This window comes from Acinetobacter sp. UBA6720 (assembly GCF_002454215.1).
Lineage (GTDB): Bacteria > Pseudomonadota > Gammaproteobacteria > Pseudomonadales > Moraxellaceae > Acinetobacter.
In genome coordinates this window covers 2,704-25,579 of sequence record NZ_DKIK01000033.1, presented here as the reverse complement: position 1 = coordinate 25,579, position 22,876 = coordinate 2,704, and the positions used below count along the sequence as shown (strand labels likewise).

The following is a 22,876-nucleotide window of genomic DNA, read 5'->3' as shown; positions in this document are numbered from 1 at the left end:
GATGAATCTAAAGTTTGCCAAAAGTGGAAAGACGATGATTTATAAAATCATCAAAATGACAGTAATGTCGCAGAAAGATTTAATTCTCAATCCTAAAAATTGGTCTCGAATTGCGACGCTGTGGCAACGGTTGCAACAAAGTTTCCGTTTGATGGTGGGAGTGCCAGACTATCCCAACTATTTGGAACATATGAAAAAACATCATCCAGATTTAGAGCCGATGGATGCTAAAACATTTTATCGCCATTGTGTGGATGCACGTTATCCGTCTGCAAGTAACGGTATGAAAAAGTGCCCTTGTTGATTGAGTCCGTGACTTAAAAAACGACACTTCGGTGTCGTTTTTTATTGCAAACCAGATGTAATAAGCAAAGCGTCAAGCTGGATTGGGTTATATTATTTGAATTCGATAGCTGGATGGGCTGAGGTATCATCCAACATAGCACATTCACTACAAAGGTGAAGATGTCGTATATCTGACAGCTTTGTAGGGAGAGAGGTCTTAAAATTGTCTGAATATTCGGAAGAGGGCAATTTAGTGAAAATATTTATTTATGGTCCTGGAAGTATTGGGTGTTATTTAGGTGGAAGATTGGTTGCTGCTGGGAGTGATGTCACCTTTATTAGCCGCCCACGGATTTATCAAGAACTGTCTCAGTTTGGGTTGGAGCTCACTGATTATTTAGGCAATAATATCAAACTTGCGCCCCATCAACTCAAACTGACGACTGATCCTACTCAGGTTGTGGATGCAGACGTGATTTTTATTTGTGTCAAATCGGCTGCAACAGAACAAGTTGCATCTGAACTCAAAGAATATTTAGGGTCTAAAACTCCATTGATCATCAGTTTTCAAAATGGTTTGAGTAATGTCCCTATTTTAAAAAGGGTTTTGCAAGGACCGATGATTTTAGAGGGGATGGTTCCTTTTAACGTCGCCACGCAAGAAGCTGGGCATTATCATCAAGGCACATCGGGTGCATTAAGTGTTAAGCAATTTCCTCATCAACATCTATTGGAAAAGCTATTTCAAAAATCGAGTTTGGATATTGTTTTTGAAAAAGACATGCTTGCTGTGCAATGGGCCAAGCTTTTACTTAATTTAAATAATTCAATCAATGCCTTGTCAAAAAAACCGCTAAAGGAACAGTTGTCGATTCGTAAATATCGTCAATGTGTGGCAATGGCACAGCAGGAAGCTTTAGCACTGCTTGATTATGCTCAGATTAAACCTGCAAAGTTAACCGCAGTTCCTACACATCTCATTCCTAAGATTTTGAGTTTGCCCAATCCTATATTTAAATTATTAAGTCGAAAGATGTTAGAAATTGATCCATTGGCTCGCTCATCCATGCAAGATGATTTACTAGCAGGTCGGCTTACAGAGATTGATTGGATTAATGGTGAGGTTTTAAAACTCGCAGAGCAATCTGGTCAACAAGCTCCGATCAATGCAAGATTAATAGAACTGGTTAAACTCGCTGAGAAATCTCCTCAATCATTTTCAATAAGTGCGAGCGATTTGAAAGATCAGTTGAACGCTGCTGCCAGAGAGTAGATCTAATAACAATATCTCACCTATTAACGCAAATATTGAATATTTATAAAGTTCATCTTTGAGTATGGTTTAAAAACCTGTATGTTAAACCTTGGTTTATATTTTGATTGGGGGCATACAACGTGCTTTGGGGAACAGAAAAGAAGATTACGCCTACGCAAGTAGATAAACTGGATCAGTCGAAAATCAATGCGTTTTATCCCAAAATTCAAGAATTCCTCAAGCAAGTGAATCAAATTGTTCTTGATAAAAACCAACAAACCAAGTTGGCTTTATCTAGCCTTTTGGCTGGTGGACATATTTTATTTGAGGATTTGCCTGGTTTAGGAAAAACGACATTGGCCAGTAGCTTAGCACATTTGGCCGGTCTTCAATTCAAACGTATTCAATTTACCAATGACATGCTGGCGAGTGATGTGATTGGGGTGAATATGTTTAACCAAAAAGAACATGTGTTTGAGTTTAAACAAGGTCCAATTTTTACCCAAATTTTACTGGCAGATGAAATCAACCGCTGTAGCCCAAAAACGCAAAGTGCGCTTCTAGAGGCAATGGAAGAAGGTGTAGTGACGATTGATGCAAGTCGTTATGTGCTACCACAGCCATTTTGGGTGATTGCAACACAAAATCCTCTTTTTCAAAGTGGAACCTATGCGCTGCCAGAGTCACAACTTGATCGTTTCCTCATGCGGTTATCTTTGGGCTATCCATCACGTCAGGCAGAAAAAGCGTTATTACAACAACAGTCCCGTCATGATTTGATCCAACAATTGATGACGGTATTTTCAGAGCAAGATATCCTTACCTTACAAGTTATGGTGCCGCAGATCTATTTGTCTGAAGAAATATTGGACTATATTTTAGATTTAGCTACAGAAACACGTAAAGGTCGACATGGTTTATCTACCCGTGGCGTACTGGCTTTAAAAAAAGCAGCGCAAGCTTATGCATTGATAGAATCACGCTCATTTGTAACCCCAGATGATGTACAGGCTGTGTTTGTCGCAGTGACTGCACATCGTATTGGGCAGGGTGAAGCTGAAACTGAGCAACTTCTGAAGCAAGTCAAAGTTTACTGATAGGATAAGCAGACGCATGCTGTGGCAAAACTGGATCACGAAACGCTTTCAATTTAAGGCTGAAAAACAACTGACCCAAAAAGATGTATTGGTGTTTATTTATCAGCAAGGATATTTGTATTTGGTTTTGATTTTCATCACCTTCATTGCAGGGGTGAATTATGCCAATAACTTAATTTTAGCGTTTTGTTTCTTAATCAGCGCTGTGCTGTGTATGAGTTTTTATTTAACTTTTAAGCAGTTGCATGGTCTTAGTATTGATCTGGTTTTACCTGAAATAGGGCAGGTTGAGAGTGCATTGCAATTACAAATGCATTTCAAACAACATCATTCACAGCCTCGATACCTCTGGATTGCTTATGCAGATCATATAGAACAGTTGTTTATTCAAGATATCCATAAGGTGGTCGATTTAAATTTTTTTCCAAAAGATCGCGGGCAGTTTGGTTTCCCTCAAATCAAAATTTACTCAACATATCCGTTTGGCCTCGTTCGTGCATGGAGTTATTTTTTTATCCAAGCACCTGTGTGGATAGCACCTCAAGCTAAGTCTTTGGCGGCTGAAAACAAACAACAGCAACATAGTTTTGAACCTGATATGGATGAATTCCGCGAATTGCGAAATTTTAAAGAAGGTGACTCTCTACAGGCTGTTTCATGGAAACAAGTGGCGCAAGGTCAAGGTTTATTCATTAAAGTCTTTGAACAACATCAGGATCAGCACAGTTTAGAAATCCACTATGCACATATGCCGAGCCCTTCGCATGAAGAAAAGTTAAGTTTGATGATGGGCTTGGTTGAACAATGTGAGCAGTTGCAGTACGCCTATGCATTGTATTTACCACATGCTGAGCTAGCCAAAGGCATAGGTCGAGAACAATACTTTCAAGCTAAATTACTTTTGGCACAGGCATAGGAGAGAAATATGCATTCTTCTATTCGTATTGCCATTGTACTGACACTGAGTTTGATTTGGGTCACACAACTAAGTTTTAGCCCTGTGCTATTGAGTGTCATTTTCGCCATTTGTATCGGTTGTCTGTGGAATTTCATGCAATCTACGGGCAACCATTTCCCGAAATGGGCAATTTACATTTTGACCCTTGCTGCTCTAGCGGTCACTTTTTGGAGCTATCAAAGCTTTTTAGGGGTGGAAGCGGGCGTAGCTATTTTAAGCATCTTTCTCTTTGCGAAAGCCTTAGAAACAAAAACGCAGCGTGATGTGATCATTTTGTTTAATTTTGCATTATTTGTTGCGGCGAGTATGTTTCTACATAGTCAGTCATTTATGATGGCTGCCATGGTTTTACTGTGCTTGCTCAGTTGTTTATTGGGACTGTATCGAGTTCAAACCAGTTTTTTCGTATCTCAAAATTCGAGTAGTTTGGCTTTAAAGCAAGATGCAAAACACGTCATTAAATTTGTAGGTCTCGCACTGCCTTTTTTTGTGCTGTTGTTTATGTTTTTTCCACGCTTACCCCCACTTTGGCATATTCCAATTCCTGAAAATAAAGCGGTGACAGGCATGAGCGACAGTATGTCACCTGGTGATATTGCACAATTATCTCAGTCGAGTCATTTGGCTTTTCGTATTATTGGCGATGTTCGTCAGCTCCCAAAGCGTTCTGAGCTTTACTGGCGTGCGATGGTCTTAGATCAGTATGATGGTCAAAAGTGGACCAGTAGTTTTATCAATCAGCAAAGTATTGCAAATGAGACGCTAGGCCAAATATCTGCATCTAAAAAATGGAACTATCAATATTTACCCGCCGATGCCGCGATTCCTTGGATCATGGGATTGGAATATTCACAACCTTTAGAGCGACGTTATCAGCTACGTCAGGATTGGAGTATTCAGGCTTATCGTCAAGTACAGCGTGTAGAGCCGATTTCACTGCAATGGATGGGAAATGTCCAACTTACTCAAACTAAATTATCCAATGTGCAACGAAGTATTAACTTAAAAGCGCCTGAGCAAATGGATCTGAAAGCACAACAATTTGCACAACAACTCTTTAAACAAAGTAATGACAATCCGAACCGTTATATCCAAAATGTTTTGCAATGGTATCGTAATAATGGCTTTAGCTATACCTTGCAGCCAGGTTTGTTGGGGCAACATCGTATTGATGAGTTTTTGTTTCAGTCTAAACAAGGGTTTTGTGAACATTATGCCTCTAGTTTTGCGATGCTGATGCGTTATGTGGGAATTCCTGCCCGTATCGTGGTCGGTTATCAAGGTGGTCAGCTTTCACCAGATGCAAAAAGTTGGGAAGTTCGACAGTTAGATGCACATGCATGGACGGAAGTTTTTGTGGATGGGTACTGGAAACGCTATGATCCAACAGCCATGATTGCGCCACAGCGTATTGAACAGGGTATGCAAGACTTAATGAGTCAAGATACTAGGGTTTGGGGGCAGAGTAGTCGGTGGAATGTACAGCGCTATTCCGTATTAAATAAAATGCGCATTTGGAGTGACTATGCCAGTTATCAATGGCAAAGCAAAGTCGTTGGTTATAATGCAGAAACTCAAAGGGGGTGGTTGCAAAAATTGGGACTTCAATCCAATTATTCATTAGTATTACTGATTATGATCAGTATTGGTGGATTAGTTCTATTGTACTGGTTCGCTATATTTTGGCGTAAACGTGCTCAGATTTCTGAATATGATCTTGCAATTTTGCATTTTTCTAAAAGCTTAACCGCAGAGCAGCGTAAGCAAAATGCCGAAACGGTAAATCAATGGTTGTTGCGCTTAGCTCAAGAGGTTAAACCTGAACAGCAAGTTTTATTTAAGCAGGCAGCTGATTATTATCAACAAATACGTTATTTCAATCGGTTGAATGCAAAAAATATTCAACAATTTAAACGAATGCTTAAAACTTGCACATCTGCGTTAAAAAACAAGAAATAGCGCTTGTCATACTTTTTAAAAGTGAATATTATGCAGGAACTTTAGGTGTATAGCTCAGTTGGTTAGAGCGCTACGTTGACATCGTAGAGGTCTCCAGTTCGAGTCTGGATATACCTACCAAGATATATATTGAGTAAAATCAATATTTTAAGGGGAGTATTGTAACGATATTTCCCTGTTTTTATTGTCAAATAGGTCAGCTTTGGGGAATCAAAATACCCAAAATTTGCATTAAAAACTGCTTTATATTTCGCTTTCGGGCGCCATCCATTTTGAGATGGTCGTATGTATCTCAAGATGGATGGCGCCCATTTTCGGCACCAAATATTGAGAGTTTATTAATATGCAAAAACCTGTCAAACGCGGCAATGCCTGGCGCATCCAAGTCAAATACAAGCATCTTCGTGATGCCGCAACTAAAGATACCTCACAAGAATGTATTCAATGGGCGCACAAGCGACTCATGGAATTACAGCTTGAGTATGAGAAGCAGCTCAAAAATTTAGATAAACCCCAGTACACCGTAAAGCAGCTATTTAATATCTATTACGAAAAAATTGGTCAGTTTACTAAAAGCAAAGTCTACATCAAAAATCACATCAAATATTTAGAACGGTATTACGGCAAACTGACCGAATACTCTATTTATGATCTCACTCCAAAGCTAATTACTGAAAATAGAGAAAGACGACTGCAGTATGTGAAAGCAGGGACGATTCATAAAGAAATGAGCCTTGGATCTTCTGTTTTCACATTTGCTGTACGTGAACTATTTTTACTACCTTCAAATCCATTCAATTTGGTTAAGAAGCCAATTAAACCACCTGCAAGAAAGAACCGTATAAGCCAAGATCAAATCGAAAAGGTATTGGTGGGTTTAGATAACTATGAAGAAGGTATGGTGCCGAAAACACCAGCACATTATGTAGCTTGGAGTTTCTTATTTGCACTTGAAACTGCTATGCGTAAAGGTGAGATATTAGGGATTGAAAGCCAACATGTCTTTCCTGATTATGTTCACTTGCCCGATACGAAGAATGGTACCTCACGTGATGTCCCGTTAACGACAAAGGCAAGAGCGCTATTGGATCTACTGCCTAAGCGAGAAGGGCTACTGGTCCAACACAACTCCAATTCATTTAGACTGCTTTGGCAGCGTAACTTAAAGCGTGTTGGACTTGCTGGAGCATTTACGTTCCATGATTCACGTCATGAGGCCATTACACGCTTTGTGAATAACCAAAAATTGCCTGTTGAGATATTAGCTAAGCTAACAGGTCATAAAACCATTGGGGTGCTGGTGAACACTTACTACAACCCGACGGCATCAGAGATAGCAAAAATGCTAAATGCTGCTTAATATATGCCCCATTAAGTGGGGCTTTTTAATAACTATGAAAAAATTTAATGCATTTGAGCTTATTGGAATTGGTGTCGCTATTTATTTGGTTTGTTTAATATTTGGGGCAATATCTAAGCACATTTTTAGTTTTGATGTGGATGTACTTTCAGCTTCAGCAACATTGTTTGCAGCTGTAGTTGCTATGTTGTTATTTAATGATTGGCGAGAGCCACATAATGCTCAAAGAATACATGAAGAACGAAAAGATATAATAAACGCCATAAAATCTTTTCGTACAAATTTTTATAATTTTATAAATCACATTGACACAATGGTAGAGGCAGCTAAAACAAGAGATGAAAGCTATTGCAAAGAGTATATAGAGCTTGAAACAAAGTTATTAAATGATTTAGATGATTACTTAGATTGTTGCATATTTACGCGATAAATTATAGTAAAAACTCTTCTATAGAGGAAAAAATACATTTTATTACTTTGGAAAAGTCTATTCAAAAAGTTAAAGAAATTTATGAGCTATTGATTAAAGAAAACTCAACTACAGATTTCGACCACGCATATACTCATATTATGTCAAGTAAGACACAGGATGAATTATTTAAGATTGGACTAGATATTACTGTTACTTTAAGAGATGAGATATTAAAGTTCAATAAAAAAGGGCAATAAGCCCTTTTAATTTTTACGCCGTGCTCCTCGTTTCGATGCTATCACATTGAAGTTTTCTAAAATGGGCATTACTTCTTTAGGATCATAAAGATGCTTGTTATCGTCCCCCTTATTAAAAGCACCAATTTTTTCAATAATTGTTTTACGTGACAAGTTAAAACGCTGTGCCAGCCAAGCAGCAGTAACTCGATTTGGGAATTCCTCTGCTTTAAGTTCCAGCACTTTACCTACGTTAGGAATAGTGTCATGTAGGAAGACTTGCGGAGGATGTTCTGCTTCAACAATAACAATATATTTATTCATACCCATTTTATTATCCTGTGAAACTGGTGTTCTTATGAAATGATCACAGAGAGTCAGCTATATGATCATTTCATAAGAACACCAGAATAAAAAACTTAGAATGTACATTATCAAAGTAATTAAAAAAAAGATGAGAAAAGTTTAAAAAAACAAAAAAAAGGTTTATTTTTTAATTTATTATATCAGTAAAATAGTCTTAAGTTTATTTAGATGGGATTTTTTAAAATATGTAATTCTGTTTTGTAAAGTGAATTTTAAAAAATATTATTATAAAATAAGAGAATTGAATTTTTAGAAACGCACACTGCTAAGCCGACCTTAATTCAGGTCGGCTATTAACGTTTGCTACTTTTTCTGTTAATTTTTAATGGTTACTCATCATAGATTTTAAATGGGTTGTTTAAATTGAGAGAAATTGCGTTCTTTTTATTGTTGAATTCTCTGCCGATATCAGAGATATTAAATTCACTTAACTCTGTATCTGAGAATACTTCTTTATTGAAGTAATCCTGCATTAGATGAAGTTTTATGATCTTAAATAATAGATCGAGTGGATCATCATCAATATTATTTAATTTAAGTAGCGACAGTAATGTCCCGCCAATAAAGAATTTTTGATGATTCTCTCTATTTCTCTTTTTAATGTTTTGTTGCTTGTCTAAAGCATCATCCGTGTCCAAGATGTTTTGATGAATTTTTATTTTCATGTTTTCTGGTAATTTTGACATATAATTGTCTAACATTTTCTCCGCTAAAAAATAATGTTCAAGCACTGGAGGAACATCTTCTCCGAAATAACTATAATCTAAAATATCGCGTTCTATTTTTGTGATCGAGTTTGGATCTTTTTTAAATATAAAAAGAAGTTCATTATCATACCTCTTTCTTCTTTTTGTATATAGATATGTTTTTCTGATTAATTGCTTTTCTTTTTCATTAAAGTCTTCTAAATCTTTGCGTTCGATTAATTGAATGACATCATAATGTGTTTTTTCGAAAGCGGGATTATTCATTGCAAAATATTCTATTGAATAAATGTGATCTTGTGTTGTTAATGCTGTACGACTCATCTTGATATTTTCTCACTAAAAAATAAAAAATGTATATCACATGTCAATTTTAAAACTTGAGAAAAGTTTAAATATTCAAAAAAGTTCTGCTTTTTTTTCTACTCGCTGCTATTCACTTTTAGTTTGCTGTTAGTTTGGACTGTTAGTGATGAGAGATAAAAATCATTTTTTGCGAATGCAAAAAAATGATTTTTATCTCGTCTCCGTGTTCATTAAAATTTTCTTTCAGAAAATTTTAATGAACACTACTTCTCGCCCTGCGGAGCACTTTTAGTTTCTTAAGTTATTGTATTTAGATGATATTATTTATTGGATATTCGAAAAAGCACTTGAGATGGCTAAAAATCACCCAAACGTCTGTTACACGTTAAAAATTGGGGCTGTTACATGTTTTTTTGCTTAAAGTTTGTTCGGTGTTACACGTTAAAATTTCTGTTGTTACACGTTAAAACTGGGGGTGTTACACGTTAAAAGTACGTACATTTATGATGCTGATATATTTTCTATAAAAAAAATTGCATTATTTTTCATTTTCTGCATCAAACGAATAAAATTTTTGAATAATTTTATATGATCCATTTTCTTTATTTGAAATTGGATTTGTATATGTATTATTTTGATTTACGTCATAATGTCAAAAAGCTAAAAATTCAGCATAAAAATTTGCGTAGAGACAAATTTAGACATTCTTCAGAACTCGGTTATCACTACATTACGCGAACATTATATTTTTCAACGCATAAACAAGATATTGAAGAGCTTGAATATACAGCATCCGCCAATATGCCAGCATGGGCAGCTGATAGCCCCGAAGTATTTTGGAATGCAGCAGATCAATATGAAAGTATGAATGGTCGAACATCTACGCATATTACCGTTGCTTTGCCGAAAGAACTCAATTATATGCAGCGCATAGAGTTATCAAATCAACTGATATATGAATTCTGCGGTCAATATCAGATGCCATATAGTTTTGCAATTCATAATCATGTTTCAACCCTCGATGGGCGTTATGAACAACCGCATTTGCATTTATTATATTCTGAACGAAGTATTTATGATGGCATTGAACGAACACCAGAACTGTATTTTCAAAGACACTGTCCAAAAAATCCTGAGAGAGGCGGTGCCAAGAAACTAACCGCAGATGTAATTGGGCTAGGTCGTCATCAAATTAATCATTATCGAAAAATCACAGAAAATGTCATAAATAAATTTTTAAAAGAATATGCACCAGTTAAAGAAATTGAAATTTACGGTGTGAAACTACACGTTGAAAATAAGGTCTCATGTTTATCGAATGAGGATTATAATAAAAAAAATGGGACAAATTTAAAAGATGTTCCGCAAATACCGAGGCATTATTTGCATAGTAAAGATCCGGATATTCAAGAAAAAATTAAAATGGTTAGACAAACAGTTAAAGAGATTCGAGAAGCGAATTTATATGAATTGCATCAAGCCGAGTATCAGCTTGAATTGTCCAGAAGAAATCAGTATCAATATGAAAATAATGATATTGCTCAGAAGCCTAAATCCAATGATTTCGACTTTTGATTTATTTTGATTGTCTGGCTGAGTCATAAGCAAGTTTTGATTATAGATGTGATCAACTTTCTCACTTGATTAAATAGCTGTCGATTTGCAATTGCTCAAGTAGATGCCATTGATATCGCTCCTGACCACAAAAGGATTGTTTGATGTAGGCAATATGTCGAATCACGTGTTTCTGCTGTTTGAGTAAATGCTGAATACGCTGATCTGCATAATGAATATCAACGCGCTGCTGCAACAGCGCTTGATAAAAATGACGATAATCAGGGTTCATATTTTTCAAAATTTCATGTGATGCAATTGGAGAGAGCGGCTGATTCAATCCTTGTGCCATCGTATGTTCTGAGATTACAAGGTTTGGCTGTACGGAACCTTTCGCTGATTTTAAGGACTGCGTTGGTGTATCTGTCTGATCTTTGAGAGTGTGAAACGCGTTTTGAATCGACTGCGTTAGTATATCAGCTTGTGTATTTTTCGCAGGATGTACGTTGTTAGCTGGTTTTGTATCTGTTGTCCTCGTTGTTTGAGTAGACGATTGCGCCTGAGCTTGAGTTTCAGTATGCGGCTGGATCAATTGTTTTAACTTTTTATAGTTAATTGAATAAAAATTGGTTTGGAGCCATTTATTTTTTGAGAGCTTTTTAATCACTAAAATCTCTGCCTGTTTTAATTTAGCGACGATCCGTTTAATGGTTGAGACACTATAGATCCCGAGGGTTTGTTGCCATTGCTCATAGCTATGAAACCAATACTTTTTTCCTTTGTGGACTTGAGCATCACTTTTTTCTAAGCAGTAATGCAGCTTTTGTAAAAAAGTCGCGGCTGCGACGCCATACGCTTTTGCAAGCGTAGGCGAAGCAATTAAAGGGTAGTCCGAGGGAGCCAGCAGAATATGCTGATTATCCTTGGACATAACGTGCTCCCAAAAGACGCTCAGCACGTTCAATCAGGTTTTGACGCTGATGGGTACGGAATGCCCAGAGCGAAGGGGTATGATTATTTTGATTGAGTTTAGCGACTTCAGCGATTTGTTCATCATTCATCTGACGCATGCATTGACGAATAATTTGGTGCGCATGTTCAAGCTCGGTCAGCATGGAGTCTGCAGTATCAAGTGCTTGATAAAGATGGGTTAAGCTTTGACGCTGGGGATTTGAAATGCTTTTGCCAAGTTCAACAATCAGTTGAGAGGCTTGTTTTTTAGATGTGCAAGTGTATGCACAATGAAAAGTAGCGTTCATAGCAGTGGTCCTAGATAAGTTTTAAATACTTACCAGCATTACTTCTCACGGTAATGGTGGCAGCGAGACAGGGGTGAGAATACTGAATCTAGGATCAGCCAACCTTACGGTTGCCCTATCAAGCTGCCATAACGACTGCTAAAACAGTAGGCAAAAAAATAGCCGCGAGTGCGACATTAATTTGCACCTAGATTGTATCAGGTTCTCACGCCTGAACACAGATTTTGCTGTGTCCTATAAGCTTATCTGCGTATCCCGTGAGCTGTCAACGTTATATTTGATTATTTTTACAAAACGCAACATTTCATTAATTCATTGATTAAACTTTAGTTATTTTCGAAGTCTGACGGCTGGGTCTACCTATGATGAACAGGAAGGTATCGTTTGACGAAGTAGAGTTTTTCTTCAGATCCACTTAAAAAAGTGAATGTTTGGCGAAGATTTATTCAATCATTTTATTCATTTATTTTATTACAGAAGAGCAGTTCATTTTAGACCGATCCATAGCATCAAAATGAGCCCATCGATGGTTTTAATTTGAGCTGATGGGCGAAATCAACAACTTAACTGAATTTATTCAAGCCGATCATGTGAATTTTATCGTATCGCAAAATTGACTAAAGCGCTGGATAAATCTAATATGAGCTCGCTGGCCTACATTGCCAGTCGGTTTTAGCAGACCGTCCAACACAAGAGCATTAAAGGACTTGTCCTTTAGTGTTTATCCCCTCGTGCCCCTCTGCGGTGGAACGGGAGGGGGACGTCTTTGACGTGCTGGATTCTTGTGTTCCAGTCTGCTAACCCGCTCTCGTTCTGCCACCATTATTTAGCAGTAATTTGGTAGAACTTCTTTAACACAAGGAGCTTCTCATGCTGTATCCATCTATTCTTTATTGTGCCTCCGCACCTGTTCAACCTTGTTGTGTCATTCAACAGGGCATACAGCACTGATTTTAATTTTTAAGCTGTATTAAAAAAACATTTTTACACGAACAATCTCTAAGGTGGATGGCTCAATCACGCCTATAAAAAATACTTATTTTTATATCCCCTTGTGATTGTCAATTGCATTGAACATGCGGGGAACAATGATGTCTGAATTCACTCAACCAAAAATCATTCCAATCGAAAATCGCCCACCAAAATCCAAAGTTTTTATAAAGTGTATCGTGGTGCCGATCGTCATTTTTTTAATTATGGCTAAAGTCTTTTCCTTTGGATGGTTTGGCTCTCTATTCTTTGGCATCTGGCTGTTGTGGTTTGTGATCACTTATTACTTCTATGAATATGGCAATACTTACTTTGCAGGCATGACGGAGCAACTGACCCGTCAAGGTGAACAGTTTAATTATCACAATCGTGGGGTCTGGATTAACAGTCAGCATAAAACCATTATTCTGTTTGATGAACCTGAACAGCGTTTAGTGAAATACCCATTTGACTATATTACTTCGGTTGGCCACTTCAACTTAGTTGAAGATAAAGTCTCTTATTCCAGCACAATCACCAGCAATCCGATGACGGGAACGCATATCCACCATCACGAACATCGCAGCCCAGTCAAAAGAGAATACCAAGTCAATATTGGAACACGCGACCCATTCAAACCGCATTACTGCCTTAAAGTGTTGTTTCCTTGGCGTAGCCCAAAAATGGCCAGTGAAATTCGTCAACTGCTGTCGGCTGATCATTACCAATAAAAACCAAGAATAAGAGGGCTAATAAAATGATGAAACATTCAAAAACGGGGATAGCATCGATTAGAACCAGCACCTTGATGCTGGCCATCAGTATGGCCATGGTCGGATGTGGCGGTGGTGGTTCAGGCGGAAGCACTGGTTCCAATAGTGGTGGAACGGATGGAGCAAACGATGGTGGTACTTCACCTCAGCCTGTCACGTGTTCTGAAACGCAATATCTCCAAGAAGGGATCTGTAAAAACAAGACAGCACAACGCTTTGAACCCTTACAGCTCCAGCGCTTTCTCAAAGGTCAGGCCTATCAGTTGAACCTAAAGACGGATCAAGATCTGGCCCTCAGTTTTAGCAGTGAAAGTCCGAATATTTGTGACTTCGAACAAGGCGAGTTAAAAGCCTTAGATTTGGGCAAATGTACTTTAAAACTGACACAGGCGGGAACCTCACAGCTTCTGCCTGTGAATAGCACGATGGTGGTAGATGTCATTGAGGCGGATGCAGAGGAGCATAAAGATTTGAATGCTTGTCAGGCAGGGAGACCCAGTGAGGCGGAGCGTCAGCTGTTTATCAATACCCTGAATGAGATTCGTGCCTTACATAATCTGCCGAAAGTTCGCTATGACCAAGCCTATGAAGATCAGATGATGCAAGCCTCTATGTTACTGGCGGTGAATGAAAAGACCTCACACTATCCGGATCGTACTTGGCGCTGTTTTAGTGACATTGGCTATCAAGGGGCTTCAACATCGAACTTGAACTTTGTTCAAGCCTATCAGCCTTTAGCCAGCTACGGTGCAGATACCCATCTGATCAATTGGTTGATTGAAAAAAACTCGAGCAGCATCGGACATCGACGTCATATCTTGAGTCCATTCCTGAGCAAAACCGCCTATGGTGAAGTCTCCAATACTGAGGCTAAAAGCGTATCGACCATCTTAGGCGCTGCAATGAAAGTGGTCTATCCCTATGCATCGCAAACCTTAAGCACTACGATGCCGAAAGGGGTGATTGCTTATCCTTATCATGTGTATCCGAAGAAATTCTTTTCAAAAGCTGAACCTTTATCCTTGTCGATATTAGTCAATCCAGAAAATGCCTATGCCAACAATACGGTGGATTTTTCACAGGCGAAGCTGGTCGTGACTAGACGGGATAATCAGCACATCCAAACGATCAGCAACATCCAGTATGACAATATCAGCTATGGTTTAGTGGCCAATAATCTGCAATTCCATTTTAGCGCAATGGAATACAACGTGATCTATGACGTTAATGTGCAGAATGTATTGGTGGATGGAAAAGCTGAGGACTATACCTACTGGTTTAAAGTTGATGATCAGTCTAGTGAACAGCACTTATCAGGAGAGCAACGCTCAGCAGGAGAATCATCCGATGACATTTAAGCTGAGATCATTTTTACTCGCCAGCACTTCACTGTTTGCATGGCAGACTGTTGCAGCTCAATCTGTTTCTACCGCCAATGCAGTGACTTTAGAGCAGGGCTTAAACTGTTTGGATTGGGCCAAGCAAGAACAGTCTTTTAGCAATCAATTGGCCACGGGAGATTGGACGAATACCACAGCCTCTGATCTAACGGCTCTACAGCAAGAATTTAAGCAGCAATACACCCAGCAAAAATCAACTGTTGTGGATGATCCAGACGATGAAAACTACTGTGAGGATTGTCCTGAAATAGAGGTCTATTTGTCCAACGATCAACGCAATCCGATTCAACGGATTGAGGCTTTGATGCAGGTCAGTGTGGCTGGGGCAAGCACCTCGATTTATCGCAATGATGACATGGCTCAGACCAAGCAGAAGCTAGAGGAAGGGTTAAAGATTCAGTTCAGTCACTATAGCGGGCAGCAATTTAAACGCTTTAAACAGCAGTGGGATCAAGCCTCAGCACATGACAATGAGAAACGAACCAAGACCCAGCAGGTCTTTCAACAGTATCCGCATTTAAAAGTGTTTAACGGAGAGGTCTTTCAAAACGGAAAGCGTTACAGCCCTAAACAGATTTACATCTATACCCAGCACTATAAACGGGATGTTTCTGATCTGACCGACATGATTGCCTATATCAGTCTGTATGACCATCCCGTGAATCCATCACAGCACATATTACAGTGTGGCTTTATTGACAATATGTTTTAAACCGCTTCAACTGAATAAATTAAGAGTAGCATCATGAAAAAAATATTTTTAGCGGGCTTATGTCTCAGTCTTTCAAGCTTGGCCTGTGCGGGCGCCAAAGAAAGTCTTATTGGAAAACGTCTGGTGATGGACATCCCGGATGTCCAATGTGCGGGCTTGTCCTTCTCCAAAAATGGTAAAGATGCGGCGATGTATGCAGAATTGGGACAGTGTCAGGATCCTATGCCGCTTAGGGTCAGATGGTTGGATGACAAGACCTTTATTTTAATCGAAAAAGTACGCCTCAATGAGACTTCGCCGCCCCGTAGCTTTTTATACAAAGTCAAAAGCATCAATCAGGATTATGTCCAGCTGACAGAAATCTGGACAGGGTGGGGAGACTCAAAAGACGATACGCTGGGTTATTATTTTAGATAAAGCATTTAAAACAATGATCAAGACAGGCCCTTGCTGAGACAGGGGCTTTAAAAGCAAGAAATGAATGGTTTGATCAGTATTAAAGGAATTCGATCATGGTGTGTAGTCCAATATTTTATCCAGCAAAATTTGAACAAGAAGGTCAAGCTTACAACGTCTCATTTCGGGATATTCCAGAGGCAATGACTTGCGGTGACAATTTCGAGGATGCCCTACAGATGGCCAAAGATGCACTGTTCACCAGTGTGGATTTTTATCGTGAAGAGAATCAAATCTTACCCCCACCCAGTGAATGCCAAGAGGGTGAGATCCTGATTGCTTTAGTTCTGGCGCTGAAATAATCACAGGGATCAAAAGTGAGGAGACCAATGTGAAAAGCAAAGAACACAAAGATTTAGAACAAGATAAAGACCTAGAACAACTCGCAGATATTTTATGTGACGTTTGTAAGGAGTCCACTCAACTGAACCATGCTGTCCTGTCTGCCAATTGGGGCAATGGCTCCAAGCATGCTGGAGAATACTATGAACTGTATTTATGTGAGGCATGTTTTTTCGCTACTGTCGCAACGTTAAAAAGAGAGCATCGGGTGAAGCAGATGTTTAATGAGGATTTTAATGAAGCTGCATTAGAAAAGTTTGGTCTGAAATAAGTAGATCAAGATGACGGATTGTGCCTATGAATGACAATATTAAAAGACTTTTAGTAGAAGCTGAATTGAAAAACTTAGCAGCCGACTCAGTGTTTTCTGTTCAAGATATCAGTGTTGCTCTTTCTAAGAAGCAGCTATTAAGCTTTTTATCTCCTTATCTGGATCAAGGGGAGGTCAGTCAGGTTATCCCTAATATTTACTATAAAGTTAAATTCTCAAATCTTTTTAATCCGCCGAGAGCCTTACCCCCTGATCTCTCCAAAGTGTTAGCCGCGATAACTCGATTAACCGGTGAGACGTTTCAATATGATGGCGGCTATTGTGCCCATCGTTTAGGGCTAAGTACTCAAGTGCCGCTATATCATGTCTTGCATACCAGTGGCCGTTCAAGGCGATTCAAACTGGCGGGTGTAGATGTGGTACTGAATCACGCGGATGATCAACGACTGCTTCAATACCCTTTACAAAAGGTCGGTATGGCGATCTCAGCTCTGTATTATTTAGGACCAAATGTTGTGGATGATAAGATCATCAAAGCGATCAAAGATCAGTTGTCACTTGAGGAGTATGAAAAGTTACTTTCAGCGGATTTGCCGAAATAGCCTATTCCTGTGTAAGCCTACGAACTATTCCTATTTGCACCCTACCTGTCATTCCTGTTCCAAGTAGGCGATCAAGAATTAAATTGCATAGTTAATATTGATATTGCATGCTTGAAATATGGTCAAATTATAGGGCAAATATGATGCAATTTTTACCATATAGTATGAGGTCTTAGATATGAAGGGATTAACTTTGATTAATGGTGCGACTGTTTCTGCGACTGATGTTCGCAAATCTTGGAGTAAAATTGTTCAAGCTGTCAAAGATAGCCATAAACCGGTTTTTGTTTGCATGAACAATACGCCCGAAGCTGTTGTTCTAAGCTTTGAAGAATTTCAAAACATGCAGGAAATCGTTGAAGCTGCTCGACGTGAACAGCTAGGACAACAGATGGTTTGTGATCTGTTGGATATTGCTCAGTTAACTGGTCAGTCGATCAAACCTATGCTTTTGAACAAAAAAGGTGTGTTTGAAGAAGCAGAAGGGCAATAAGCAGGGCTGTTAGTGATATTTATGGGATTTTCGTAAGATTCGATTCAGATGCCCTTGAATGGAAAGAGTGTCATACAGTTGAAATTGGTAAAACTAATTTAACAGTTGTACTTTTAGATTCGATTATAAGCCAGTACAAAGCAATAAAAAATGAGTTATCACCTGAAAAATATGCAAAGTTACTTTCAGCCGATTTGCCGAAATGGATCAAAAGGTTGACGAGTGATTATGAAAATTGGACTGCTACCACTTTCCTAGACAAATATGGTCTATTCTTGGACTGTCACCTATATTAGGCTCTACATCTCCTGCTTCAGGATTTAATGCTAAGAATGTTTTGAATTCCTCATATTTTTCCTGAGCCCAATAAACAAGACAGTATTTAGTAAATAATGGTCTCACATATTGTATACATTGATTTTAGTTATACTACCTTGTAGTAGTTTATTTCATACTACTTGGTGATATTTTTACATACTAAATTTTAATTCACAGGGTTAAAGACGATGTACTATTTCGCAGAGGATCCCTTCTAGGTAATGTTACCTAGGAGGAACAATGAAAAAACTAAAACATCAATACAAGCAATCAATACAAAGTACTCGACACGATTATCTTTGGAAGGTTTACCCTAATGTCAGAAGTTCTATATTTAAGAAATTTAGAACTCAGCAAGAGCGTAGCTTTTATTTTTTGCATCATATTGAATACAAAAGTTATTCGCTTAAAATTCGAGTAGCACGTGGTGCAGGCTTACCTCAAGTTTGGGATGATTTTCCGACTTGCGTTTATAAAGTTGCTAAAAGTTGGAAACATAATTCTAAGAGAGCACATCAGTACTACAAAGAACATGAACAAAAATAAAAAATGGGAGCTATCAGCTCCCATTTTTTGTTGTTTCTGCATAGCCTGCAGAAATAGCCCCATTATGTTAAATAGGGCTAAAATTCCCTCTTTGAGAAATCTGATTGAGCTGATCCTAGACAGTCTTAACCAAATATCGGTAACTGTCAGATTAGGTCGGAACTAATACACATGATCAAAGTTTTAATACTGTGCCTCCTGCTTTCAGCCTGCACAGCCCATTCGATTTCGACAAAAGTGCATGTCACTGTTTGCGTGCAGTGTGTGAATAAAAAAAAGCTCTCGTGTGAGAGCTTTTTCGCATAAGTTAGATAGGCACTAAGATTAGTACCGAGTCTTACCTTTTAATTTTTATAAGTTGTATTACAGTATGGGTGAGTTAATTGAGCATTATCAATACTTCCATTTCCACCATCTTCTTTTCGTTTTATGTGATCAATTGAAATTGATTTTTGATGGAGTAGTCCATGGCAAATTTTACATTTTGGAGCACCTAGAAGCGCATCTCGTAAAAAAACTTCGCTTTTTACATTCTTAGAAAAGCTCTTACCTATTTCAAAATCAGGATTGGAATCAAAAACAGTATCTTGAATAACATATGAAAAATCAGGGTTTTCAGGCAATTTTTCTAAAATTTCTTGAATTGAAAGATTCTTTTCTAAAGAATCTAAAACATGGATGTAGAAATCTACAAGTGGTTGAATGGCTTTATTTGCTTGACGTGCTTTTCGAACAATTTGTTGAATGATGTGTTCTGATGAATAAATTATTTTTTCAAAGTTTTCTCGATGTTTTGTGAAGACATTGAGTTTCTTTTTATCAGTTAAATATTGAGTGAAAGCAATAATAGAGTTAAATGAACTCACTCGAAAATTTCCAACAGAGCTGTAAATATAAATAGCAGGATGTAAGCCAAGTGATGAAGGGTGGTTTGAATTCACTCTATAAAGCGTTTTTTTAATATCCTTTAAGGCCTTTAGTGTTAAATTTCCATCAGTATCATCATCATTACTGTTCACTTTTAATGTCGTTAATAGATCTAAGATCATGCTTAAAGAATTACTTGCATGATTTTTACCACCTAGAGGAAGGTCCAAAGTTTTGATTGGGGTCATTAGTGCAGGATTAAAGATGAGTTCATTGATTTCTTGTGCTTGCTCTTTAATTTCTTGTGCTTGCTCTTTAAATTTATCCCAATAACCATAGCCTTGCCCACCTCTTAAAATGGCTCTAGCACATAAGCCAATAGGTTTTCTTCGAGTTTTTAGAATATTTATTTCAGTATCACTAATTGGTGTAGATTTTTGATTAATTTTAAAGAAGCTATCTTCAGCTTTTTTAGAGTCCCCATCAACCCATTGCAATTGAATAGCACGAGTACCAAAGTTTTTAAGCTTACTTTGAATGTTCTTAGGTGCACTAGCTTGATCATATAAAGCTTCTTTAAATGAGCTAAATGAACCAATTTCTTTATTGATTAAATCTCTTGCTTTCTGTGCAACTTTAATTTGTTCTTCAGGGATAGCATTATCAAAAAACTTTCTAGAAATCTTACCATCACCATAATCATCATTAACCCATGCCGCTATAGCACTTAATCGATGTGCACCATCAATTACAAATGTGAAACTATCTGCATATTTCCAAAGAATAATTGCAGGGATCAAATCACCATCTAAGAAGCTAGCAACTAAATCTTTAATTTTTTCAGCATCCCATTCATTTGTTTCTCTTTGAAAATCTGGTTTTCTTAATGAAGAGAAAAAAAATCCAGGAATCTCAAAATCACTATATCCTAATGTAGATTTATGAGGTCCTTGAGACATTAGATTTTGATCTTGAATTTCAAAATCATCGCGCCCGATTAAAGCGTCTAAAAATAATTTTTGTGACATATTAGTATCTTAAAGTATTTGAAATTAAAGTATTTTAATCTTTCTCAGCATATAAAAGCATATATTAGAAATTTTAAGATTTCTTAAAACTAACATAATACGCTTTATAAGAAACTATTAAAAATTTCGTATGAAGATCAAGATTTTAGCTGTTCTTGTTCTTAATAAACCAGAACATATCTTTAGTGATTATTCACGTTTCGCGCATATAATTCAACAGAACTAATGATTTAAATCCTTAGCATTCATTAACTATAAAATATCGCTAACGACAATAAACATCCCTTCCCAACTAAAATAATCCCTAGTCAAACTTCCTCGATCCATCGACCAACCAAGTTTCGGCTGGTGCAATGCAATAGTCATAATTAGGGATCACCTAAAACAAGTTGCCTAACTTTAGGTGATTGGCAATTTTCGCTTCAGTCTTAGAGCGGCCAATGCCCACGCAGCAGGGTAAAGTAAGCCACTGCCAAGCAGTTTTACGAATGTCTTGGGCATAGTCGGTTAAATCAAATAAATGCTCATAGCTGGTGAGATCCAAGAAGCATTCATCAACTGAATAAATCTCTTGTTCTCCTGGTGCAACATACATCCCCAGTAAAGTCATAAAACGACGAGACATGGCTCCATAAAGGGCAAAGTTGCTGGAGAACACCTGAACATCATGCTTCTTGATGATGTCTTGAATTTGGAATACTGGCACACCCATTTTAATGCCAATATCTTTGGCTTCTTGGGAGCGTGCCACGGCACAACCATCATTACTCGAGAGAACAATGACCGGACGATTATTAAGGGACGGATTAAAAATACGCTCACAACTGACGTAGCAGTTATTCACGTCAAATAACGCGAATATACGATTTTCAGCTTTCATTTTTTATACTTCTTATTTGCTGGTAGAGCGTCTATAAAATTGCTTGAGGTTGAAGGTCACAACCCCTTGGATGGAGATAGACTGACTGTCTTTCGGAATTATATGCTCGTAAGCTGGGTTTTCAGCTCTTAGCCAAATAGGGGGAAGTTCATAGTCTTCATCCCCAAACATTTCTTTGATTTCTTGTTTTGACATCTTAGCGGTCATCATTAACCGCTTAAGTGTTATTTCACGCTCATCGATGAGGGCTAAAACGATATCTCTATGCTGTGCTGTAATGCTCTTATCGACCAAGAAAGGGTCATCAATTTCAAAGCCAGCGTAAAGCATAGACTCACTATCAACCCGCCCCATGAACGTCGATATTGGGTTAAAAATAAGGAAGTCATTTAAGTCGATCGACTTATCGATATGGTCTTTGGTACCAAAAGCAGGACCAGCAGAAAAACGTTCAAGTGCAGACGGAATTTCGAGGCGGGTTTTGACTGAAATTTCTTTAAGATCAAACTTAGAACCTAGCTCATGCTCTTTTTGTATTTTTTCAAATACAGTATTGACTGTAGGACTTGGAGCGCCATCTGGGCCCATAAGTGTTTGAAGGAATGACCAGACGTCATCCGAGAAATAGATCGGTAGTTTCTTTGACATGTTTGACTCCTACGCTACGAGGCGTGTTTGGAACTGAACTCTTTTTTTAGGATAGTCGGTGGCAAATTAAATTTCAAATTTAAAAGCTGTGGATAATCAATGCACCTTCAAATTAAATTAGGTTGAGCACCATTTTCGGATAAGCGGGATTTAGGGAAGGAGATGTACTCATCCTGCATTTCAAAGAAGAATTCATGCGCCTCTTTAAAGCTGCAATTCAGCCATTCTTTGCGGTATTCATCAGGGATTACGATGATCGAACGCTTCTCATCTTTAGGCTTATGGAATTGCTTCATGAAAGGGTGTTTATCAGCATTGATAGTGAGCATACTCATCGATCGGATTTGCTCTCCATTGATGACAGCATTCTCGTATATGGCCGCCACTGTAAAGGGCATGCCATCTTCACGAGCAATCCCATACCAGTGAGATTTCCCGTCAATATATTTAGGTTCAAAGATGGTTTCGACTGGAATCAAGCCAAACTGAGACTTATGCCAAGCTTCCCTAAAACTGGGTTTCTCAGCGACCGTCTCAGTCCGGGCATTGTATGTGTACTTGCCGAAATTCTTTTCCTTGGCCCATTTGGGAATCATTCCAAAATTAACTGATCTCCATTCGATCTTGCCGTCATTGGAAAAGATCAAAGGTGAAGGATAGTTCGGGAAAATGTCTTCAGGGAACTCCAACTGATCAGGCTCAGGGAGATCTAGGAGAAAAGCACGATTCTTTCTGATAGCTTCAAAGTTTGCGCACATAGACTTATCCCTTTTTATTCTTTGTAATCATCGCTCAAATAATAACCCAACTAAGAATAAAA

At 38.1% G+C, this 22,876-nt stretch carries 24 protein-coding genes, 1 tRNA gene and 1 pseudogene; 18 read left to right on the top strand and 8 right to left on the bottom strand.

Going from position 1 to position 22,876, the window contains the following annotated elements; genetic code table 11:
- Nucleotide 1: 1 nt before the first annotated feature.
- The 8 genes from B4F08_RS02960 to B4F08_RS02925 all read left to right on the top strand — a co-directional run bounded on the left by B4F08_RS02960 (nt 2) and on the right by B4F08_RS02925 (nt 7,344).
- The gene (locus B4F08_RS02960) at nt 2-304 is read left to right on the top strand and encodes a YbdD/YjiX family protein (protein WP_086209564.1); all 303 of its coding nucleotides are present in this window, start codon (nt 2-4) and stop codon (nt 302-304) included.
- Nucleotides 305-538: 234 nt separating this feature from the next.
- Nucleotides 539-1,558: a 2-dehydropantoate 2-reductase gene (locus tag B4F08_RS02955; protein ID WP_291373057.1), complete on the top strand. Its 1,020-nt coding sequence runs from the start codon at nt 539-541 to the stop codon at nt 1,556-1,558.
- 122 nt (nt 1,559-1,680) lie between these two features.
- On the top strand, nt 1,681-2,637 hold the full coding sequence (locus B4F08_RS02950) for an AAA family ATPase (RefSeq protein WP_110974746.1): 957 nt from the start codon (nt 1,681-1,683) through the stop codon (nt 2,635-2,637).
- Nucleotides 2,638-2,653: 16 nt separating this feature from the next.
- Nucleotides 2,654-3,553, top strand: a complete 900-nt coding sequence (locus B4F08_RS02945; RefSeq protein WP_086209563.1) for a DUF58 domain-containing protein — start codon at nt 2,654-2,656, stop codon at nt 3,551-3,553.
- Nucleotides 3,554-3,562: 9 nt separating this feature from the next.
- Entirely contained in the window at nt 3,563-5,554 is a 1,992-nt protein-coding gene (locus B4F08_RS02940; RefSeq protein ID WP_291373055.1) for a DUF3488 and transglutaminase-like domain-containing protein, read from the top strand.
- Between the two features lie 43 nt (nt 5,555-5,597).
- Nucleotides 5,598-5,674: transfer RNA gene (locus B4F08_RS02935), tRNA-Val, on the top strand.
- Nucleotides 5,675-5,897: 223 nt separating this feature from the next.
- Nucleotides 5,898-6,914 carry a tyrosine-type recombinase/integrase gene (locus tag B4F08_RS02930; RefSeq protein ID WP_291373053.1) on the top strand — a complete coding sequence of 339 codons (1,017 nt, stop codon included), beginning with the start codon at nt 5,898-5,900 and terminating at the stop codon, nt 6,912-6,914.
- A gap of 34 nt (nt 6,915-6,948) precedes the next feature.
- Nucleotides 6,949-7,344 carry a hypothetical protein gene (locus tag B4F08_RS02925; RefSeq protein ID WP_291373051.1) on the top strand — a complete coding sequence of 132 codons (396 nt, stop codon included), beginning with the start codon at nt 6,949-6,951 and terminating at the stop codon, nt 7,342-7,344.
- 245 nt (nt 7,345-7,589) lie between these two features.
- Here B4F08_RS02925 and B4F08_RS02920 read toward each other — a convergent pair whose 3' ends face one another.
- Both B4F08_RS02920 and B4F08_RS02915 read right to left on the bottom strand, forming a co-directional pair.
- On the bottom strand, nt 7,590-7,886 hold the full coding sequence (locus tag B4F08_RS02920; RefSeq protein WP_291373066.1) for a hypothetical protein: 297 nt from the start codon (nt 7,884-7,886) through the stop codon (nt 7,590-7,592).
- A 371-nt stretch (nt 7,887-8,257) separates the two neighbouring features.
- Nucleotides 8,258-8,956, bottom strand: coding sequence for a hypothetical protein (locus tag B4F08_RS02915; RefSeq protein ID WP_094148768.1), 699 nt, complete (start codon nt 8,954-8,956; stop codon nt 8,258-8,260).
- Between the two features lie 606 nt (nt 8,957-9,562).
- On the opposite strand from B4F08_RS02915, the gene B4F08_RS02910 reads away from it, so the two are divergent.
- Nucleotides 9,563-10,513 carry a MobA/MobL family protein gene (locus B4F08_RS02910; RefSeq protein ID WP_291373047.1) on the top strand — a complete coding sequence of 317 codons (951 nt, stop codon included), beginning with the start codon at nt 9,563-9,565 and terminating at the stop codon, nt 10,511-10,513.
- 61 nt (nt 10,514-10,574) lie between these two features.
- On the opposite strand, the gene B4F08_RS02905 is transcribed toward B4F08_RS02910, so the two are convergent.
- Nucleotides 10,575-11,423 (bottom strand): hypothetical protein, encoded by an 849-nt coding sequence (locus B4F08_RS02905; RefSeq protein WP_291373045.1) that lies wholly within the window; start codon nt 11,421-11,423, stop codon nt 10,575-10,577.
- Nucleotides 11,410-11,751 carry a hypothetical protein gene (locus tag B4F08_RS02900; RefSeq protein WP_291373043.1) on the bottom strand — a complete coding sequence of 114 codons (342 nt, stop codon included), beginning with the start codon at nt 11,749-11,751 and terminating at the stop codon, nt 11,410-11,412. Before B4F08_RS02900 ends, B4F08_RS02905 begins: the two co-directional genes overlap by 14 nt.
- A 1,091-nt stretch (nt 11,752-12,842) precedes the next feature.
- Here B4F08_RS02900 and B4F08_RS02895 point away from each other — a divergent pair.
- The 9 genes from B4F08_RS02895 to B4F08_RS02855 all read left to right on the top strand — a co-directional run bounded on the left by B4F08_RS02895 (nt 12,843) and on the right by B4F08_RS02855 (nt 18,633).
- Complete coding sequence (locus B4F08_RS02895; protein ID WP_094148777.1) at nt 12,843-13,451, top strand: hypothetical protein; 609 nt, start codon at nt 12,843-12,845, stop codon at nt 13,449-13,451.
- 26 nt (nt 13,452-13,477) lie between these two features.
- Nucleotides 13,478-14,851, top strand: coding sequence for a CAP domain-containing protein (locus B4F08_RS02890; protein ID WP_291373041.1), 1,374 nt, complete (start codon nt 13,478-13,480; stop codon nt 14,849-14,851).
- The gene (locus B4F08_RS02885; protein WP_291373039.1) at nt 14,841-15,605 is read left to right on the top strand and encodes a hypothetical protein; all 765 of its coding nucleotides are present in this window, start codon (nt 14,841-14,843) and stop codon (nt 15,603-15,605) included. Before B4F08_RS02890 ends, B4F08_RS02885 begins: the two co-directional genes overlap by 11 nt.
- Nucleotides 15,606-15,638: 33 nt before the next feature.
- A complete protein-coding gene (locus B4F08_RS02880; RefSeq protein ID WP_176536940.1) occupies nt 15,639-16,022 on the top strand; it encodes a hypothetical protein in 384 nt (127 codons plus the stop codon).
- 95 nt (nt 16,023-16,117) lie between these two features.
- Nucleotides 16,118-16,363, top strand: a complete 246-nt coding sequence (locus B4F08_RS02875; RefSeq protein WP_291373036.1) for a type II toxin-antitoxin system HicB family antitoxin — start codon at nt 16,118-16,120, stop codon at nt 16,361-16,363.
- 29 nt (nt 16,364-16,392) lie between these two features.
- The gene (locus B4F08_RS02870; RefSeq protein ID WP_291373034.1) at nt 16,393-16,674 is read left to right on the top strand and encodes a hypothetical protein; all 282 of its coding nucleotides are present in this window, start codon (nt 16,393-16,395) and stop codon (nt 16,672-16,674) included.
- Between the two features lie 26 nt (nt 16,675-16,700).
- A complete protein-coding gene (locus tag B4F08_RS02865) occupies nt 16,701-17,276 on the top strand; it encodes a DUF6088 family protein (protein WP_291373032.1) in 576 nt (191 codons plus the stop codon).
- 178 nt (nt 17,277-17,454) lie between these two features.
- Complete coding sequence (locus tag B4F08_RS02860) at nt 17,455-17,769, top strand: type II toxin-antitoxin system Phd/YefM family antitoxin (RefSeq protein ID WP_291373030.1); 315 nt, start codon at nt 17,455-17,457, stop codon at nt 17,767-17,769.
- A 558-nt stretch (nt 17,770-18,327) separates the two neighbouring features.
- Nucleotides 18,328-18,633 carry a hypothetical protein gene (locus B4F08_RS02855; RefSeq protein WP_291373028.1) on the top strand — a complete coding sequence of 102 codons (306 nt, stop codon included), beginning with the start codon at nt 18,328-18,330 and terminating at the stop codon, nt 18,631-18,633.
- 344 nt (nt 18,634-18,977) lie between these two features.
- On the opposite strand, the gene B4F08_RS02850 is transcribed toward B4F08_RS02855, so the two are convergent.
- The 4 genes and pseudogenes from B4F08_RS02850 to B4F08_RS02835 all read right to left on the bottom strand — a co-directional run bounded on the left by B4F08_RS02850 (nt 18,978) and on the right by B4F08_RS02835 (nt 22,814).
- The gene (locus B4F08_RS02850) at nt 18,978-20,528 is read right to left on the bottom strand and encodes an HNH endonuclease family protein (protein ID WP_279666737.1); all 1,551 of its coding nucleotides are present in this window, start codon (nt 20,526-20,528) and stop codon (nt 18,978-18,980) included.
- A 382-nt stretch (nt 20,529-20,910) separates the two neighbouring features.
- A pseudogene (locus tag B4F08_RS02845) lies at nt 20,911-21,408 on the bottom strand (Y-family DNA polymerase); the annotation flags it as partial.
- A gap of 12 nt (nt 21,409-21,420) precedes the next feature.
- A complete protein-coding gene (locus B4F08_RS02840) occupies nt 21,421-22,056 on the bottom strand; it encodes a LexA family protein (RefSeq protein ID WP_005324292.1) in 636 nt (211 codons plus the stop codon).
- A gap of 107 nt (nt 22,057-22,163) precedes the next feature.
- A complete protein-coding gene (locus B4F08_RS02835) occupies nt 22,164-22,814 on the bottom strand; it encodes an SOS response-associated peptidase family protein (protein WP_005324289.1) in 651 nt (216 codons plus the stop codon).
- Nucleotides 22,815-22,876 lie beyond the last annotated feature (62 nt).

Bases quoted from the DNA above. Each gene is read 5' to 3' on its own strand.
- B4F08_RS02960 (WP_086209564.1), top strand. From the start codon at position 2: ATGAATCTAAAGTTTGCCAAAAGTGGAAAGACGATGATTTATAAAATC.
- B4F08_RS02945 (WP_086209563.1), top strand. From the start codon at position 2,654: ATGCTGTGGCAAAACTGGATCACGAAACGCTTTCAATTTAAGGCTGAA.
- B4F08_RS02940 (WP_291373055.1), top strand. From the start codon at position 3,563: ATGCATTCTTCTATTCGTATTGCCATTGTACTGACACTGAGTTTGATT.
- B4F08_RS02930 (WP_291373053.1), top strand. From the start codon at position 5,898: ATGCAAAAACCTGTCAAACGCGGCAATGCCTGGCGCATCCAAGTCAAA.
- B4F08_RS02925 (WP_291373051.1), top strand. From the start codon at position 6,949: ATGAAAAAATTTAATGCATTTGAGCTTATTGGAATTGGTGTCGCTATT.
- B4F08_RS02920 (WP_291373066.1), bottom strand. From the start codon at position 7,886: ATGAATAAATATATTGTTATTGTTGAAGCAGAACATCCTCCGCAAGTC.
- B4F08_RS02915 (WP_094148768.1), bottom strand. From the start codon at position 8,956: ATGAGTCGTACAGCATTAACAACACAAGATCACATTTATTCAATAGAA.
- B4F08_RS02910 (WP_291373047.1), top strand. From the start codon at position 9,563: ATGTATTATTTTGATTTACGTCATAATGTCAAAAAGCTAAAAATTCAG.
- B4F08_RS02905 (WP_291373045.1), bottom strand. From the start codon at position 11,423: ATGTCCAAGGATAATCAGCATATTCTGCTGGCTCCCTCGGACTACCCT.
- B4F08_RS02900 (WP_291373043.1), bottom strand. From the start codon at position 11,751: ATGAACGCTACTTTTCATTGTGCATACACTTGCACATCTAAAAAACAA.
- B4F08_RS02895 (WP_094148777.1), top strand. From the start codon at position 12,843: ATGTCTGAATTCACTCAACCAAAAATCATTCCAATCGAAAATCGCCCA.
- B4F08_RS02890 (WP_291373041.1), top strand. From the start codon at position 13,478: ATGATGAAACATTCAAAAACGGGGATAGCATCGATTAGAACCAGCACC.
- B4F08_RS02885 (WP_291373039.1), top strand. From the start codon at position 14,841: ATGACATTTAAGCTGAGATCATTTTTACTCGCCAGCACTTCACTGTTT.
- B4F08_RS02880 (WP_176536940.1), top strand. From the start codon at position 15,639: ATGAAAAAAATATTTTTAGCGGGCTTATGTCTCAGTCTTTCAAGCTTG.
- B4F08_RS02875 (WP_291373036.1), top strand. From the start codon at position 16,118: ATGGTGTGTAGTCCAATATTTTATCCAGCAAAATTTGAACAAGAAGGT.
- B4F08_RS02865 (WP_291373032.1), top strand. From the start codon at position 16,701: ATGAATGACAATATTAAAAGACTTTTAGTAGAAGCTGAATTGAAAAAC.
- B4F08_RS02860 (WP_291373030.1), top strand. From the start codon at position 17,455: ATGAAGGGATTAACTTTGATTAATGGTGCGACTGTTTCTGCGACTGAT.
- B4F08_RS02855 (WP_291373028.1), top strand. From the start codon at position 18,328: ATGAAAAAACTAAAACATCAATACAAGCAATCAATACAAAGTACTCGA.
- B4F08_RS02850 (WP_279666737.1), bottom strand. From the start codon at position 20,528: ATGTCACAAAAATTATTTTTAGACGCTTTAATCGGGCGCGATGATTTT.
- B4F08_RS02840 (WP_005324292.1), bottom strand. From the start codon at position 22,056: ATGTCAAAGAAACTACCGATCTATTTCTCGGATGACGTCTGGTCATTC.
- B4F08_RS02835 (WP_005324289.1), bottom strand. From the start codon at position 22,814: ATGTGCGCAAACTTTGAAGCTATCAGAAAGAATCGTGCTTTTCTCCTA.